The sequence below is a fragment of the Parasphingorhabdus flavimaris genome, from assembly GCF_013371215.1.
Lineage (GTDB): Bacteria > Pseudomonadota > Alphaproteobacteria > Sphingomonadales > Sphingomonadaceae > Parasphingorhabdus > Parasphingorhabdus flavimaris.
The window spans coordinates 388,190-404,122 of the sequence record NZ_JABWMH010000001.1 but is presented as its reverse complement, the minus strand read 5'-3'; the positions used below and the strand labels follow the sequence as shown (position 1 = coordinate 404,122).

Genomic DNA, 15,933 nt, shown 5'->3' with positions numbered 1-15,933 from the left:
TTCAGTCTCTGTCGTGCCAATGCAACCCACAATATCGATGATCAGCTCTCCGGGCCGGCCGCAATCTGGTCGGCCGCGGCCGGTTTCGGCGGCATTCTCAGATAGGCCCGTTCGGCGTCGCGCAAGTCAAAATGGACAACGCCGCGACCGAGCAGCCGGTTGACGCCGTCCATGCGCGCAAAATTCAGCAAGGCGGCCGAAGCGGTTTGCTCGCCTTCCGGCAGCGCCAGCGTCTCGCCGCTGTCAAATTCCAGATCCCAGCGGCGGTTACCGATCCAGGTGGCACCAGTGACCATCGGACGGAGCGCGGGCGCGACGTCGAGCAGCGCATCCAGCTGGGTAAATTGCAGATTGGCTTTCTTGCCGACGATTACCGGCAGGTCGGGAATTTCTTCCCTGGTAATTTTTTCCAGCGGATAACCGGTCTTGTCGATCAGCGAAAGCTGGCCCTGGTTCTGCCAGACAGCAACCGGTTCGCGCTCGATAATATCGACGACCAGAGTGTCGGGCAGACGCCGCGAAATCCGGGCGTCCTTGATCCAGCCATCGGCGAGCAGGTCGTCGCGGACCGCATCGATATCGACCAGCATCATCGACCGGTCCTTCTGCGCCAGAGTAATTTCATATACTTTCAGCTCGTCGATCCGGTTGACGCCGCTGACCTCGACCCGCTTGACCTCGAAACCGGCCTTGCCGACCGCAGCCGCAACTTCCGTCTTGATCCGTTCGTTGATGCCCGAATAATGAGCGACGCTATAGGCCCCGAGAATGAACACCGCGACCAGAGCCACGGTCAGCCCCTTCTGCACCTGTTCCTCGGTGACCGGCATGGCGCGCAACATCTTGTCGAAAATCGACACTTCCTTGACCGTACGACGTGCCTGCTTGCGCGGCTTGCCCTTGGGCTTGCGGTTGGTCCGTTTCTGGGTTGCTGTCATAGCGCTTCTCTCACGATCAGTTCGACCAGTTGTTCGTAGCTGATCCCCATCTGCCTGGCCTGTTCGGGAACAAGGCTGAGCGGGGTCATGCCGGGCTGGGTATTGGTTTCGAGCACGAACAGGCCGGCCGCGCCCAGTTCGTCGTCCCAGCGAAAATCGGTCCGCGAAGTGCCCTTGCAGCCCAGCACCTGATGCGCACGCAAGGCATAGTCGAGACATAATTTCTCGATATCTTCGGGAATTTCGGCGGGACAGACGTGCTGGGTCAGGCCTTCGGTATATTTTGCCGCATAGTCGTAGAAACCCTGCGCGGTTTTCAATTCGGTCACGCACAGCGCCTTGCCGCCGACAACGGCAGTGGTCAGTTCGCGCCCCTTGATGAAGGGTTCGGCCAGCAGCTCGTCAAATTCCTGCCACGGACCGGCAACATCGCGACCGATCGGATAGCCGTAATTGCTGTCGTCGGTGACGATCGCGACGCCGACCGAGGAGCCCTCGTTGACCGGTTTCAGGACATAGGGCCGCGGCATCGGATCGGCTTCGTAGAGACTGGCGCTGGAAACCACCTTGCCCTTGGGCATGGGGATGCCGGCCGGGACAAGCTGCTGTTTGGTCAGTTCCTTGTCGATGGCAATGACCGAGGTGACCATGCCGCTGTGGGTATAGGGAATCTGCATCAGATCGAGCATGCCCTGGACGCTGCCATCTTCTCCCGGAACCCCGTGCAGCGCGTTGAAAACCACATCGGGCCGGAGTGCGGTCAGTATCTGGGCAACATTGCGGTCCATATCCACACGAGCCACTTTGTGGCCGTTTTTCTCGAGCGCGTCGGCGACGCCATTGCCGCTGCTCAAGGATACTTCGCGCTCGGCGGACCAGCCACCCATCAGGACAGCGACGTGGAGGCTCTTTTCGGTTTTGGCGGTCATGCTTCTTCTCCCACGCGCTGGATTTCCCAATGCAGTTCGACGCCGGAATTTTCTTTCACCCGCTTGCGCACTTCGTTGCCCAATGCCTCAATTTCGGCAGATGTCGCACCGCCGAGGTTCAGCAGAAAATTACAATGTTTTTCCGACACCTGCGCCTGCCCGATTTGCAGGCCGCGGCAGCCGGCTTCGTCGACCAGTTGCCATGCCTTGTGGCCATCCGGGTTTTTGAAGGTCGAGCCGCCGGTCTTGGAGCGCAGCGGCTGCGAGGCTTCGCGTTCGTCGCCGATGCGCTTCATTTCAGCACCGATAATCGCTGGATCGCCTGCGTCGCCCTTGAACGTCGCGCCGACCACGATCGCACCTTCGGGCAAGGCCGAATGGCGATAGCTATAGCCCATCTCGGCCAGGGGGATTGTCACCAGATCGCCGTTGCGCAGGATCACGTCCGCGCTCTCCAATATGTCGCAGACTTCGCGGCCATAGGCGCCCGCGTTCATGCGGACCGCGCCACCGATGGTGCCAGGTATGCCGCGTAGAAATTCCATCCCCGCTATGCCGTGATCGCGGGCCTTGCTCGCAGCAGATATGCCGGGTGCTCCCGCTCCGCAGCGCAAGGTCATTTCGTCCGCATCGATGCCGGCAAAGGCCTTGCCCAACCGGATTACGACGCCGCGGATGCCGCCGTCGCGGATGATCAGGTTCGACCCCAGCCCGAGCGGCCAGACCGCTATCGCCGGATCGAGGTCGCGAAGAAATTGCTGCAGATCGTCAATATCCCTGGGTTCGAACAGCCATTCGGCCGCGCCGCCGCTCTTGAACCAGACGAGCGGCGCCAGAGCCGCGCCTTCGGTCAGCTTGCCGCGGGTTTCCGGCATGGTGGCGACCGCGGTCATGAAATCAGCCCCAGAGTGAAAAAACCGTTCGCACTGAGCTTGTCGAAGTGCACGTCTCCTCCGGAGGCGTCCTTCGACAGGCTCAGGACGAACGGGAAAAGGGCCACGTTAAGGAAAGTCGGGAACCGCGACAGGTTCATTTGCGCGCCTCCGCGATATTGTCTGCGAGCACGGCGGCCCATTTGGTAATATCGCCTGCCCCGAGGCAGATGATCATGTCCTGCGGTTGCGCCACTTCGGCCAGTCGCGTCGCCAGTGCCTGCTGGTCCGCAACGGTCTCGGCAAGCCGGTGGCCGCGGATCTTGAGCCCGTCGACCAGAGCATCGCTGTCAACGCCTTCGATCGGGTCTTCACCGGCAACATAGACCGGTGTCACCAGCACCATGTCGGCATCGTTGAAGGCACCCTGGAATTCTTCCATATGATCGCGCAAGCGGGTGAAGCGGTGCGGCTGGACCACAGCGATCACGCGTCCCTGCGCACCCTCGCGTGCGGCCGACAGAACCGCCTGAATTTCCACGGGGTGATGACCATAATCATCGATGATGGTGATGCCGTCCACTTCACCGACCTTGGTAAAGCGCCGTTTGACGCCTCCGAAATCGTCAAAGCCTCTGGCAATCTGCTCGTCGCTCATCCCCATTTCGAGACCGACAGCGACAGCCGCGATCGCGTTCTGGACATTGTGACGGCCCGGCATCGGCAGGGTGATATTCTCGATGGTGCGGGTCTCGCCTTCACGGTCCCGCACGACCACGTCGAAACGGTTCCCGCCCGATATCGGCGTGACATTGACGCCCTTCACATCGGCCTGCGCGGAAAAGCCATAGGTGATGAGCCGCCGGTCACGGATACGGGTCAGCACGCCTTGCACCTCGGGATGGTCGACGCACAGGATCGCGGCGCCGTAAAACGGGACATTCTCGATAAACTCGACGAAACTGTCCTTGATCTTCTCGAAGCTGCCATAATGATCGAGATGTTCGGGATCGATATTGGTAACCACCGCGATCGTGCCATCGAGCCGCAGGAAGCTGCCATCGCTTTCGTCGGCCTCGATCACCATCCACTCGCTGTCGCCAAGCCGGGCGTTGGAGCCATATTGGTTGATGATCCCGCCGTTGATCACGGTCGGATCAATCCCGCCGGCATCCAGCATGGCTGCAACCATCGACGTGGTCGTGGTCTTGCCATGGGTTCCTGCAATCGCAATGGTCGATTTCAGCCGCATCAGTTCGGCCAGCATTTCGGCCCGTCGAACCAGAGGTATCCGGCCCGCCAGCGCAGCTTCCACTTCGGGATTGCCGCGCTTGACCGCGGTTGAGGTCACAACCACCGCAGTGCCTTCGACATTTTCGGCATTCTGGCCGATTTTGACATCAATGCCCTTGGCGCGCAGGCCGTCGATCACATAGCCTTCGGCAATGTCGCTGCCCTGCACCTGATAGCCCATATTATGCATCACCTCGGCGATACCGGACATGCCGATGCCGCCGATGCCGACAAAATGGATCGTTCCGATATCCGTACCTACGCCCTTCACTGAACGCCGTCCTTGGCCAGAGCTTCCTTGCGGGACGATATCATCTGCTGCTTTTCCTTTTTCACCTTCATGCTGTTGCCGAGAGGCGATGTACCGATGCTCTCGACCAGATCGGCAAGATCGTTGACCGCTTCCGGCCGACCGCATTTCGCGGCAAAGCGCGCAGCATTTTCCAGCGCGCCCGGCTGCAGCGCCATTTTCTGCATCTGCTTGGCCAGTTCCTTGGCGGTAAAGCGGGACTGCGGGATTGACCGTGCGCCACCGGATGCGACCATTTCCTTGACATTATAGGTCTGATGATCGTCCATCGCGCTGGGCAGCGGGATCAGGATCGCCGGACGGCCAGCGGTGGTCAGTTCGGCGATTGTCGATGCGCCGGCCCGGCCAATCACCAGATGCGCCCAACCGAGACGCTGTGGCAGATCGGGCAGATAGGTCGCCAGTTCCGCCGGAATATCATGTTCGGAATATTTCGCCCGCACACCTTCGATATCATCTTCGCGGCATTGCTGGGTAATCTGCAGGCGGCGGCGCAAATGCATGGGCAGCATGGCCATCGCATCGGGAACGACACTGGAAAGGATGGAAGCACCCTGGCTGCCACCGGTCACCAGTACGCGGAATATGCCTTCTTCGGACAAGGGCGGATAGGGTTCCTCGCGCAGCGCGACCACTTCCTCGCGCACAGGGTTGCCGACCAGATGCACTTTTTCCTGATATTTCGGCTTGATCCGGAGTACGTCGGGATAGGCGGTCGCGATTGCATTGACCGAACGCGCCGCGAGACGGTTGACCCGGCCCAATACCGCATTCTGTTCGTGGACGATGGTCGGGATATTGCGGCTGTTGGCCGCGAGCAGAGCAGGATAGGCCGGATAACCGCCAAAGCCGATAATCGCCGACGGCTGGAATGTCTCGTAAAGCTGCATCGCCATCCGGCGACCCTTGAGAATGGCACGGGTTCCGCCGACCCAGCTGCGCGGGTCCTTGGTGATCCGGCCGGCTGGCAGGACATGGACCTGCCCTTCGTCGACCATGCCGGGTATTTTCTCGCCGCGTGCATCGGTGATCATCGCCACCCGGTGACCGCGCAGAACCAGTTCTTTTGCCAGCGCATAGGCCGGAATCATGTGACCTCCGGTGCCGCCGGCCGCCAGAACATAATGTTTCGAAAAACTCATACCGCTATCCGTCCTTGCTCGGGCCAGGCCGAGACATATTGTGAGCGGTCAAGATACGGGTTCCGGCGGGTAAATGCGAGCAAAAGTCCAATGCCGATGCACAAAGCCAGCAGCGACGATCCACCGTAGCTGACAAGTGGCAGGGTCATGCCCTTTGACGGGAAAAGCTGCAGGTTTACCGCCATGTTGATCAACGCCTGTCCACCCAACTGGGCGGTCAGCCCGGTTACTGCGAGAATGATGAAATTATCCTCTTCGTCGAGCAGCCGGAGAAAGACCCGAACGATGATCGCGAGATAGACCAGGGCGATGGCCATGCAGGCCAGCAGGCCGAATTCTTCGCCGATCACCGAGAAGATATAATCGGTATGCGCTTCGGGCAGCTTGAACTTGGCAGTGCCCAGCCCTGGCCCGGTGCCGAGCAAGCCGCCGCCGGTCAAAGCCTTGTGCGCGAGCATCACCTGGTCAAATTCCTCCCCCCCGAACAGCCATGCATTGATCCGCTGGGTCGCAACGGGATAGAAAAAATAGGCCCCGACCAGACCGCCGATACCACCGACACCGACCGCCGCGATCAGACGCGCCGACAGGCCGGAGACGGTCATGACCGCGAACCAGATGCCGCAGATCAGAATGGTCTCGCCCAGATTGGGCTGCATCAGCAGCAGAACCGCAATCACCCCGGTCAGCACGATCGAAAGCGATATCACCGGCAAGGCCGGGTCCTTGACCCGCAGCGACAGCAGCCACGCAAGGGCCACGGCATAAAGCGGCTTGAGAAATTCACCGGGCTGGATCGTGGCAAAGCCATAGCCGATCCAGCGCTGGGCCCCGTTGACCGTCTTTCCGAATACCGGAACAAGGAACAGCAATATGACCGCAGCAACCGCACCGAGAATTGCGAAGCGCCGGGCTTGTTCCTTGGGCAGCATCGACACCACCAGCATCAACGGTATACCGGCAATCACCCAGCCGAGCTGACGATAGAAATAATAGAGCGGATCGATTTTGACCGCATCGCTGCCCAGTTTCAGCGCCGTCACCGGCGATGCCGCAGCCACCGCGATCAACCCGATTGCAATCAGGGTCAGGATCAGGCCGAGCAGCACCCGGTCGAGTTCCCAGAACCAGATCGCCAGCGGCGAACGATCACTCCGTCCGAGCCGCGACTGCAACTGGAATCGCTTCTTCTTGAGTCCCCCGGCCAATTCGGGCTGGGCATTGTCGAGGCCGGTCGACTGATCAGAGGCGCTCATTGACTCATCCCCCGGGTCGCGATGCCGACCAGATCATTCTCGATTACCGAATTGACCGCCGTCCGGAAACATTCCCCGCGCGCTTCAAAATCGCGGAACTGGTCGAACGAGGCGCAAGCGGGCGACAGCAGAACCACTTCGCCGGGTCTGGCGTTGGCGGCTGCCTGCTGCACGGCGGTCAACATCATTTCGCAGGATTCCACCGGCACCTTGTCCGCCAGCAATTTACCGAACAGCGGCCCGGCTTCGCCAATCGTATAGGCCTTGACGACATTGTTATAGAAAGGCTCGCATTCGGTCAGCGTGTCGCTCTTGGGCAGGCCACCGAGAATCCAGTGGATTTTCGGATAGGCTCCCAGTGCAGGGCCTGTCGACGCGGGATTGGTTGCCTTGCTGTCGTTGACGAACAGCACCCCGGAGGCTTCGGCGATCCGTTCCATCCGGTGCGCCAGGCCATCGAAGGAAGCCAATGCCGGGCGCCACTGATCTGCGGATAGACCCAGGGCTTCGACCGTGGCGACGGCAGCGATGGCATTTTGCAGATTATGGGGTCCTTGCAGCGACGGCCAGTCGGCCTGCCCCGCCAGCTCGGCATCGCTGGTATCGACAATATTCCGGATCCGGCCGAGATCGCGCAGGCAATGGAGGGCCAATTGGGTCTTTTCGTCCTTGCTGGCAAAGATTGCCGTGTGATCGGTAGCCAGCATGTCAAACAGCCGGGCTTTCGAGGCGGCATAGGCATCAAACCCGTCATAGCGGTCGAGATGGTCCGGGCTGACGTTGAGCAAAAGCGCGACATCGCAGTCGAGGCTCATGGTCAGGTCGATCTGATAGCTGGACAATTCGAGGACATAGACGCCGCCTTCGGGCAATGGCTCCTGTGACAGGATCGGAACGCCGATATTGCCGCCCATCAGGCTCGGGATGCCAGCGCTCTGGAGGATGTGGTGAACCAGCGCGGTGGTCGTCGACTTGCCATTGGTACCGGTGATGCCGACCACCCGGTGCGGCGGCAGCGAAGGACGAGCCTCCGCGAACAGCTCGATATCACCGATAATCTGAACACCATCTTCAGCCGCCTTGCGCGAGATCGGCTGGCCGTTGAGCGGCACGCCCGGAGACACGACGATCGCGTCATAGCCGCTGAGGTCCGAAGTCAGTGGATCGGCAATGATCGCCTTGTCGGCGACGCTTTCCCGCAATTCTTCCCGATTGTCCCACGCGAGCAACTCTGCGCCGCTGGCGTGCAGGCATTCGAGCGCTGCCATGCCGGAACGGGCCAGTCCGAGGATGGCATATCGTTTGCCGGCAAAGGCGGAGGAGACGATCATCTCAGTTTCAACGTCGCCAATCCGGCCAGCGCGAGTACCAGACTGATAATCCAGAAACGGATCACAATCGTGGATTCGGACCAGCCAAGCTGTTCGAAATGGTGATGGATCGGGGCCATGCGGAAGACCCGGCGGCCGGTGCGCTTAAAGAAAAACACCTGGACAATCACCGACACGGCTTCGAGCACGAACAGCCCGCCGACCAGTGCCAGGACGATTTCATGATGGATGGACACCGCAATCGCGCCGAGCGCGCCGCCGAGAGCGAGGCTGCCGGTATCGCCCATGAATACCGCGGCTGGCGGCGCATTGAACCACAGGAAGGCGAGGCAGGCGCCAATCACGCAAGCGCAGAAGATCGCCAGTTCGCCCGCTCCGCGCACAAAGGGGATGCCGAGATATTCGGAGAAAACCGCATTACCGGAGAGATAGACCAGAACCAGAAAAGTCGCGCTGGCGATCACCACCGGCATGGTCGCAAGGCCATCGAGGCCGTCGGTCAGATTGACCGCATTGCCCGCACCGACAATCACGAACATCGCGAAGGGAATATAAAAATAGCCGAGATCGATCTGCACATCGTTGAAGAAAGGCACGTAAAGGCTGGTGCCAATCTGCTGGACGATCAACCATGTCGCGAAACCGGCGATGATGAATTCCAGCAACAGCCGCACACGCCCGGGAATGCCCTTGTGGCTGGCTTTGCGAACCTTGTCATAATCATCCATGAAGCCAATCGCGCCAAACCCGAGTGTGACAAAGATACAGGCCCATACAAACATGTTGCTGAGGTCCATCCACAGGATCAGCGATGTCACCACCGAAATCAGGATCATCAAGCCGCCCATCGTCGGCGTTCCCGCCTTCTTGAGATGCGTGACCGGGCCATCCTCGCGGATCGGCTGCCCCTTGCCCTGCCGCATGCGCAGCATGTTGATGAATTTGGGACCGATCAGCAGACCGATGAACAATGATGTCGAAACAGCGGCACCCGAGCGAAAGCTCAGGTAGCGAAAGACGTTGAATATGCCTTCGAATTCAAGCCATTGGGCTAGCAGATAAAACATTAATACTCCCCGTTCACCAGCGCGGAAACCGCCGATGACAGCCCCAGATAATTTGACCCCTTGATCAGAATCACGTCCCCGTCGCCGATCAGTTTTGCGACCTCGGACAGCGCCTCCGAAGCGCTTTCGGCATGTGACATTTTTACGCCCTGATCAAGGCCATGTTCCAGTTTCGCGGCAGTATGTGCCATATATTCGCCGACCAAAATCACCGCATCCATCCCGCAGTGCAGAATATCGTCGGCGAGCGCTGCGTGAAATTGCGCGGATTGCTCCCCGAGCTCGCCCATGGCGCCGAGAATTGCGATTTTTTGGCCGCTGCACGGCTCGACGGTAAAATGTTGCAACGTTGCCTTCATCGAAGCCGGATTGGCGTTGTAGCTTTCGTCGATGACAACGGCCTTGCCGCCGGATTTCAGGGTGATGACATGACGGCGACCGCGGCCATCGATTCCGCTCATCTCCGCGAGCGACAGGCCGGCGGACGCCAGATCACCGCCGACGGCGCGTACCGCGGCAAGAATGGCGAGCGAATTGGAAACCCAGTGCCGCCCGGCTTCCGCTATCGTGAAGCACAGGCTCTGGTCGCCCAGCCTTGCGGTGACCAGCGAGCCACCGCGGGGAGCGGGAACCACGTCAACCGCGCGGACATCGGCTCCGTCTTCAAATCCGAAGGATATCACATGGGCGGCGTGTCGCTCCGCTTTCTTGCGCAGGCGCTGATAATGAGGGCTGTCAAAAGGAATGATCGCTGTGCCCTCGGGGACCAGCCCTTCGAAAATCTCGCCCTTTGCGTCGACGATACCTTGTTCGCCGGTCGGGAAATTGCCGATGTGGGCCGGAGCGATAGCGGTGATGATCGCGGCATGTGGCCGCACCAGTCGAGTCAGCGCCGACAATTCGTGAGCGTGGTTCATGCCCATCTCGAAAATGCCGAATTTCGTGTCTTCCGGCATCCGCGACAGGCTGAGCGGGACGCCGACGTGATTATTATAGCTTTTGACCGAACGATGCGCGTGGCCGAACGAACAACGGTCGAGAGCCGCGTACAGCGCTTCCTTGGTGCCCGTCTTGCCGACCGATCCGGTTACGCCGATGATCCTTGCGGCGGTGCGCTCACGCGAAGCCTTTGCCAGCGCGTCAAGCGCAGCAGCGGTGTCGGATACCAATATATGGGGACCATCCACCGGCTGACTGACAATCGCGCCCGAAGCGCCGGAAGCAAAAGCCTGCTCCACATGGAGGTGACCATCGCTGTGCTCGCCCTTGAGCGCAACGAACAGGTCGCCCGGACCGATTTCGCGCGAGTCAAAGGCGACGCCACTTGCGTCAAAGACAGCGCTTGCCTTGCCGCCCGTCGCCTGCGCTATCGCGGCCGATGTCCACAATGCGGTCACAGCGGCTGCGCTCCGGCACATTCTCTCGCCACTTCGACGTCATCAAACGGGATGACACGGTCGCCAACGATCTGGCCCTGTTCGTGACCTTTGCCGGCCAGCAGGATGATATCCTGCGCTCCGGCCATCTCGATCGCCCTGGTGATTGCCGCACGCCGGTCGGCAACATCATCGGCTCCGGTCGCTCCGGCCAGGATTTCAGCGCGGATGGTGGCGGGATCTTCGCTGCGCGGGTTATCATCGGTGACAATCACATGATCGGACATTTCGACGGCTATCCTGCCCATTTCTGGCCGTTTGCCCTTGTCCCGGTCGCCACCGGCACCAAAAATCGTGATCAGCCTGCCCGTGACATGCGGGCGAAGCCCCTCAATCGCGGCGCGCAAGGCATCTGGCGTATGGGCATAGTCGACATAGAGCGGCGCACCGGCACGGGTGATGACTGCGCGCTCCATCCGGCCACGAACAGGCTGGACCCGCTGCATATGGTCGAGAATATTTTGCAGTTGCCCGCCGGCCGCCAGCACGATGCCCGCCGAGATCAGGATATTGGCCGCCTGATAGGCACCGATCAGTGGCAGAGAAATCCGGTGGGTATTACCCTCCGCCTCGACCATCAATATCTGGCCTAGATGAGTGGGAGTCTGCGACATCAACCGCAGCGTCGAACCCTTTTTTCCGACCGTCAGCAACGCGAGGCCGCGCGCCGTCGCCCGCTCGATCACCTTGTCCGACCAGGGATCGTCGTCGGCCCATATAACCGCGGCTCCGTCGCTTGCCACGACTTCGTCGAACAGGCGCATCTTGGCTTCGAAATAGCTGTCCATATCGCCGTGATAGTCGAGATGGTCGCGGCTCAAATTGGTGAAGGCACCGATCCTGACCGGCAGACCTTCGGTCCGATATTGCGACAGTCCGTGGCTCGAGGCTTCGAAAATCGCATGGCTGACGCCTTCCCGCGCCAGACCAGACATGTTCGACAGGAATGTGACAATGTCAGGGGTGGTCAGACCGGTTTTGACCTGATCGTCCGCCGTGGTGACGCCGAGCGTCCCGATCGACGCGCTGTTGTGGCCGTCCATCCGCCACAACTGCCGGGTAAGCTCGGCAGTCGAGGTCTTGCCGTTGGTCCCGGTCACGGCAGCGACATGGACCGGCGTGGGCGTGAAATAGCGGGCTGCCATCCGGGCGAACAACCGTCTTGGCTCCTCGTCCGCGATATGGACCATGCCTTCAACCTGCGCATCGGGAAGCGCCACCACCGCAATCGCACCGGCGGCAACCGCTGCTTCAATATAATCTTCGCCATTGAACTTCGCACCCCGGAACGCACCGAAAATATTGCCGGGTGCGATCTTCCGATTATCGATGGCAAAGCCGGTGACCGGCTGTTCGCCGGCATCAGCATTCAGTCCGGGTACGAAATCACTCAGTTGCATCATTCTGCTCTTTGGTTGAGGCTTTCGGCTTCCATAACAGCGGCGTCAATTCGGATACATCGACGTCGCGATGCTCATCGGGGATCACGCCCAGCATCGGACCGACCCGCGGGATGACCTTGCGCACGATCGGTGCCGCCGTCCAGCCCGCGGTGCGCTGGAAAGAGGTTTCTGCGGTGGCCTTGGGTTCATCGAGCATGGTGATCAGAATATAGCGGGGATTATCCATCGGGAATGCGGCAGCAAAGGTCGAAACCAGCGATGTCTTGTTATAGCCACCTTCGGACGGTTTTTCTGCAGACCCTGTCTTGCCGCCGATCCGGTAGCCAGACGCATCGGCCTTGCGTCCCGTACCATCGGCAACGATCATCCGGAGCAGCTGGCGCATACGGGCGCTGGTTGCTGCCTTGAACACGCGGCGCCCCTTGGCTTCCTTGCCCGGCTCGACCTTCAGCAGGGTGGCGGGACGCCAGATTCCGCCGTTGACCAGCGCCGCATAGGCGCTGGCAAGGTGGAGCGGCGTGACAGCAATACCATGGCCATAGGCGACGGTCATGTTGGTAACCCGACCCCAGTTGCTCGGCCAGATCGGATGCCCCTTCTCGACCAGCTCGATATGCGGCCGCTCGTCAAAGCCGAGCCGGCGGAACATGTTTTCCATGGCTTCCTTGCCGAGATTATCGGCGATCCGGGCGGTGACGATATTGGAACTGTGGACCAGGGTCTCGGGAACATTAAGATAGCGGCCCTGGCTGTGATCATCCTTGATCGTGAAACCGCCTACCTTGACCGGCTCCATGGCATTGTAGCGGACCGCGAGATCGGTAACCGTGCCGGCGTCGAGAGCCGCCGCTACAGTCAGCGGCTTGAACGTCGAACCGAGTTCGAACACGCTCTGGGTCACTTCGTTATTCTGGTGCTTCATCGAAGCCCTGCGGATCTTGTTCGGATCGAACATCGGCAGCGAAGCCAGGGCCATGACTTCGCCGGTCTGCACATCGAGGATAATCCCCGCGGCACCGCGAGACTGGGTGCTGATCATCGCGCCCTGCAGCTCGCTTTCCAGCGCCGCTTGTACCCGGCTGTCAATCGATAGGGTCGTCGGCGTGCCGCGCAGGTCCTTGTCTACGAGACGGCTGTTCAGCGCCCGTTCCATGCCCATCACGCCCTTGCCATCGGCATCGACATAGCCAAGAACATGCGCGGCCAGTTCGCGCTGGGGATAGAGACGCTCGTCTTCGCGTGGGAATTCTATACCGATTTCACCCAGCGCATGGACCTGCTTGACCTGCTCCGGCAGCGCCCGGCGGCGAAGATAGGTCGGCCGGGGGCCATTGAGCCGTTCCATAAAATAGGATGGGTTCGTATCGGGAAAAATCTCGGAAAGCTGGCGCGCCAGTGTCTTTTTGTCACCGAGCAGGCGAGCCGGCACAACCCGAATGGCATAACCGCGCATCGTCCGCGCCAGTGCCACCCCGTTGCGGTCGACGATATCGCCGCGCGGCGGAATGAAGGCGTTGCTGGATGCCCGATAGGGGGTGGCATCTTCCAGAATTGTGAGACTGGCCAAACGCCCGACGATAACCGTGAAGACCGCCAGAAAGACCAGCAGCAGGATCATCAGCCGAAAATGCGCGTTGGCGGTTACTTCCTTGGCTTTTCCCGAAAACTCCACTTTCTTGCTATTGGCGAGAAGTGTCGTCATTCGGACGTGCTTTCGATTTTCTCCGTGATCGCCCTGCGGCCGAGATCGCGGACAAGGCCGTCATCCAGTAGCTTCTCTTCCAGATGGGCCACTCTTGTGGTGCGGTTCTGAGCCAGTCCTTTGCGCGGATCCGCATCGGTCGCTGCGCTTGCATGCCTTGTGCTGCCGCCGATTGCGCTGCCATCGTCATTGCGGTCATGCGCTTTGGCTGTGCCAAAAACCGAACCGATGATTCCGGCCGGCTGTACATCATCCATCGTGCTGAGCACCGCGACGCGGACCGGCTTGCGCAAGTCCCTGCCGCCAAGATTGGCGAGCGCTCTCTCGCCGTCCAGATATTGCGCCGCTACCGGCGATGCATAGCCAAATTCCAGCTTGTTCCAGTCTTCCAGCTGCCGCAAATTGGCACGCGCGCTAAATTCCGTTTCGAGATAGCGAATGTCTTTTTTTACGGCTACAATCCTGGCGTCGGTCCGCGCGAGATCGCTGCGCAACGTCGCGACGCTGAGCGATAGTGGATAGAGCAGGATCGCAACCACAAACACCAGCGCGAGCCATCCCATTCCTTCGAGGCGCTTGACTGCTAGCTTCACGTCTCTCCACCATTGCAAAAAGGCGCGTCTGTACGCACCGCTGATCTGAGGGTGGCGGAGCGGGCCCGGGGATTAAGAGCCTGCTCCGCCGCGGCCGGACGCACCGCTTTGGCTGGTTTATGAAAGGTGGGTGCCGGTCGTATTTCGTTAACTTGGGGAAGATGGCGAGATCCGGCGGATTTCTGACCGCTGCGGTCCCGCAGGAAATTTTTGACGATGCGATCTTCGAGGCTGTGGAATGTCACCACGGCCAGGCGGCCGCCGGGCTGCAGCAGCTTCTCTGCTGCGACAAGTCCGTCTTCCAGTTCACCGAGTTCGCGATTGATATGGATACGGATCGCCTGGAAGGTCCGGGTGGCCGGGTCCTTCTTGTCACCGGCGCGATATCCCAGCGCCTTTCTGACCACCAGCGCCAGCTCCGACGTCCGGGTCAGCGGCCGCGCCTCGACGATCGATCTGGCGATCCGGCGCGAACGGCGCTCCTCGCCGTAACGATAGATGACATCGGCAATCGCCTCTTCGTCCGCTTCGTTGAGAAAGTCGGCGGCGCTCTCGCCGTCGCGGGCCATGCGCATGTCGAGCGGCCCGTCTTTCTGGAACGAGAAGCCGCGCTCGGCCTGATCAAGCTGCATCGACGACACGCCGATATCGAGCGTTATTCCGTCAATATCTTCGTCGACCAGCACGTCCGCCATTTCGGAATAGCGAGCGTGGTGCAGGTGAAGCTTGCCATCGGCGCCGTCAACCATCGCCTGCCCAGCCGCAATCGCGTCGGGATCCTGATCAAATGCGTGGACGGTCGCGCCGGCCTCGAGCATCGCAGTGGTGTAGCCGCCCGCACCAAATGTGCCATCGACATGCGTTTCGCCGGGGGCAATGGCGAGCGCGACGATGACTTCATCGATCAGGACGGGGACATGGCGGGCAGCAACAGCAGAGGTCATTTCTGTTTGCCTCCGCTTTTGTGGCCGGCTTCTTTCAGATGATGTTCGACCAGCCGCCGGTCGACCGGGACATCGTCGGTGGTGTCGAGCAAAGTCTGCGGATTCCACAGACAGAAGGTGGTGCCGATGCCGTGGAACAGCACTTTGCCTTCAAGATTACCGATTTCCCGCAGCTGCGGCGGCAGGATGAAGCGGCCGCTGGCGTCGAAGCTGAGGTCTTGCAGGGACGAGAATTTGCGGGCGCCGGCTGCATCTTTATCGAAAGACTCGCCGCGCGCGATGGCCGCTTCCCATTGCTTGTCGATTTCGGTGAGCATGTCGGCCTTGCGGCTGAGGCCAAAGCCGACGAGGCAATCCCATTTTTCATGGGTGCCAAGGCAGAGGGTGCGCCCGTCGCTGCTATCAACCAGGTTTTTGCGCAGGAATGCAGGCACCGACAGCCGACCTTTGTCGTCTATCGCCGATATGGCAGAGCCTGAATATGCAAATGCACCTGACAAAGCGGACGTCCCTCACCCGAACCAGAGGCAATAGTCTCCCCGCTTCAGAAGCGCGCTTTCCAGCGCCCTTCCGGAAACAACATCCCGGACAGGAAGAATACCCCGATAACAAAATAGGGTTATCAGGGGACGGTCGGGGATGGAAGGGGATTTTACGGGATTTTATGGGTTCTTATGATTATCACATTGAAATAGTTAACTTTTAATTTTCCATAGT

General features: G+C 60.3%; 15 protein-coding genes. All 15 read right to left on the bottom strand.

Annotated elements, in window-relative coordinates:
* Nucleotides 1-41: 41 nt before the first annotated feature.
* The 15 genes from HUO14_RS01915 to HUO14_RS01845 are packed head-to-tail and all read right to left on the bottom strand — an operon-like array spanning nucleotide 42 to nucleotide 15,716.
* Entirely contained in the window at nucleotides 42-938 is an 897-nt protein-coding gene (locus tag HUO14_RS01915) for a cell division protein FtsQ/DivIB (RefSeq protein ID WP_176278188.1), read from the bottom strand.
* Nucleotides 935-1,867 (bottom strand): D-alanine--D-alanine ligase, encoded by a 933-nt coding sequence (locus HUO14_RS01910; protein ID WP_176278187.1) that lies wholly within the window; start codon nucleotides 1,865-1,867, stop codon nucleotides 935-937. Before HUO14_RS01910 ends, HUO14_RS01915 begins: the two co-directional genes overlap by 4 nt.
* Complete coding sequence (gene murB, locus HUO14_RS01905; protein ID WP_176278186.1) at nucleotides 1,864-2,760, bottom strand: UDP-N-acetylmuramate dehydrogenase; 897 nt, start codon at nucleotides 2,758-2,760, stop codon at nucleotides 1,864-1,866. Before murB ends, HUO14_RS01910 begins: the two co-directional genes overlap by 4 nt.
* Nucleotides 2,757-2,900 (bottom strand): hypothetical protein, encoded by a 144-nt coding sequence (locus HUO14_RS01900; RefSeq protein ID WP_176278185.1) that lies wholly within the window; start codon nucleotides 2,898-2,900, stop codon nucleotides 2,757-2,759. Before HUO14_RS01900 ends, murB begins: the two co-directional genes overlap by 4 nt.
* The gene (gene murC, locus HUO14_RS01895; RefSeq protein ID WP_176278184.1) at nucleotides 2,897-4,303 is read right to left on the bottom strand and encodes a UDP-N-acetylmuramate--L-alanine ligase; all 1,407 of its coding nucleotides are present in this window, start codon (nucleotides 4,301-4,303) and stop codon (nucleotides 2,897-2,899) included. Before murC ends, HUO14_RS01900 begins: the two co-directional genes overlap by 4 nt.
* Nucleotides 4,300-5,484: an undecaprenyldiphospho-muramoylpentapeptide beta-N-acetylglucosaminyltransferase gene (murG, locus tag HUO14_RS01890; RefSeq protein ID WP_176278183.1), complete on the bottom strand. Its 1,185-nt coding sequence runs from the start codon at nucleotides 5,482-5,484 to the stop codon at nucleotides 4,300-4,302. Before murG ends, murC begins: the two co-directional genes overlap by 4 nt.
* Nucleotides 5,481-6,740, bottom strand: a complete 1,260-nt coding sequence (locus HUO14_RS01885; protein ID WP_176278182.1) for an FtsW/RodA/SpoVE family cell cycle protein — start codon at nucleotides 6,738-6,740, stop codon at nucleotides 5,481-5,483. The genes murG and HUO14_RS01885 overlap by 4 nt, the downstream gene beginning before the upstream one ends.
* On the bottom strand, nucleotides 6,737-8,071 hold the full coding sequence (gene murD, locus HUO14_RS01880) for a UDP-N-acetylmuramoyl-L-alanine--D-glutamate ligase (RefSeq protein WP_176278181.1): 1,335 nt from the start codon (nucleotides 8,069-8,071) through the stop codon (nucleotides 6,737-6,739). Before murD ends, HUO14_RS01885 begins: the two co-directional genes overlap by 4 nt.
* Entirely contained in the window at nucleotides 8,068-9,138 is a 1,071-nt protein-coding gene (gene mraY, locus HUO14_RS01875; protein ID WP_176278180.1) for a phospho-N-acetylmuramoyl-pentapeptide-transferase, read from the bottom strand. The genes murD and mraY overlap by 4 nt, the downstream gene beginning before the upstream one ends.
* A complete protein-coding gene (locus HUO14_RS01870) occupies nucleotides 9,138-10,535 on the bottom strand; it encodes a UDP-N-acetylmuramoyl-tripeptide--D-alanyl-D-alanine ligase (protein WP_176278179.1) in 1,398 nt (465 codons plus the stop codon). The genes mraY and HUO14_RS01870 overlap by 1 nt, the downstream gene beginning before the upstream one ends.
* On the bottom strand, nucleotides 10,532-11,977 hold the full coding sequence (locus tag HUO14_RS01865; RefSeq protein ID WP_176278178.1) for a UDP-N-acetylmuramoyl-L-alanyl-D-glutamate--2,6-diaminopimelate ligase: 1,446 nt from the start codon (nucleotides 11,975-11,977) through the stop codon (nucleotides 10,532-10,534). Before HUO14_RS01865 ends, HUO14_RS01870 begins: the two co-directional genes overlap by 4 nt.
* Nucleotides 11,961-13,679: a peptidoglycan D,D-transpeptidase FtsI family protein gene (locus tag HUO14_RS01860; RefSeq protein WP_176278177.1), complete on the bottom strand. Its 1,719-nt coding sequence runs from the start codon at nucleotides 13,677-13,679 to the stop codon at nucleotides 11,961-11,963. The genes HUO14_RS01865 and HUO14_RS01860 overlap by 17 nt, the downstream gene beginning before the upstream one ends.
* The gene (locus tag HUO14_RS01855) at nucleotides 13,676-14,272 is read right to left on the bottom strand and encodes a colicin transporter (protein ID WP_176278176.1); all 597 of its coding nucleotides are present in this window, start codon (nucleotides 14,270-14,272) and stop codon (nucleotides 13,676-13,678) included. The genes HUO14_RS01860 and HUO14_RS01855 overlap by 4 nt, the downstream gene beginning before the upstream one ends.
* Nucleotides 14,269-15,216, bottom strand: coding sequence for a 16S rRNA (cytosine(1402)-N(4))-methyltransferase RsmH (gene rsmH, locus HUO14_RS01850; RefSeq protein WP_176278175.1), 948 nt, complete (start codon nucleotides 15,214-15,216; stop codon nucleotides 14,269-14,271). Before rsmH ends, HUO14_RS01855 begins: the two co-directional genes overlap by 4 nt.
* Complete coding sequence (locus HUO14_RS01845; RefSeq protein ID WP_176278174.1) at nucleotides 15,213-15,716, bottom strand: division/cell wall cluster transcriptional repressor MraZ; 504 nt, start codon at nucleotides 15,714-15,716, stop codon at nucleotides 15,213-15,215. The genes rsmH and HUO14_RS01845 overlap by 4 nt, the downstream gene beginning before the upstream one ends.
* Between the last annotated feature and the right edge of the window lie 217 nt (nucleotides 15,717-15,933).

Bases quoted from the DNA above. Each gene is read 5' to 3' on its own strand.
- HUO14_RS01915 (WP_176278188.1), bottom strand. From the start codon at position 938: ATGACAGCAACCCAGAAACGGACCAACCGCAAGCCCAAGGGCAAGCCG.
- HUO14_RS01910 (WP_176278187.1), bottom strand. From the start codon at position 1,867: ATGACCGCCAAAACCGAAAAGAGCCTCCACGTCGCTGTCCTGATGGGT.
- murB (WP_176278186.1), bottom strand. From the start codon at position 2,760: ATGACCGCGGTCGCCACCATGCCGGAAACCCGCGGCAAGCTGACCGAA.
- HUO14_RS01900 (WP_176278185.1), bottom strand. From the start codon at position 2,900: ATGAACCTGTCGCGGTTCCCGACTTTCCTTAACGTGGCCCTTTTCCCG.
- murG (WP_176278183.1), bottom strand. From the start codon at position 5,484: ATGAGTTTTTCGAAACATTATGTTCTGGCGGCCGGCGGCACCGGAGGT.
- HUO14_RS01885 (WP_176278182.1), bottom strand. From the start codon at position 6,740: ATGAGCGCCTCTGATCAGTCGACCGGCCTCGACAATGCCCAGCCCGAA.
- murD (WP_176278181.1), bottom strand. From the start codon at position 8,071: ATGATCGTCTCCTCCGCCTTTGCCGGCAAACGATATGCCATCCTCGGA.
- mraY (WP_176278180.1), bottom strand. From the start codon at position 9,138: ATGTTTTATCTGCTAGCCCAATGGCTTGAATTCGAAGGCATATTCAAC.
- HUO14_RS01865 (WP_176278178.1), bottom strand. From the start codon at position 11,977: ATGATGCAACTGAGTGATTTCGTACCCGGACTGAATGCTGATGCCGGC.
- HUO14_RS01860 (WP_176278177.1), bottom strand. From the start codon at position 13,679: ATGACGACACTTCTCGCCAATAGCAAGAAAGTGGAGTTTTCGGGAAAA.
- rsmH (WP_176278175.1), bottom strand. From the start codon at position 15,216: ATGACCTCTGCTGTTGCTGCCCGCCATGTCCCCGTCCTGATCGATGAA.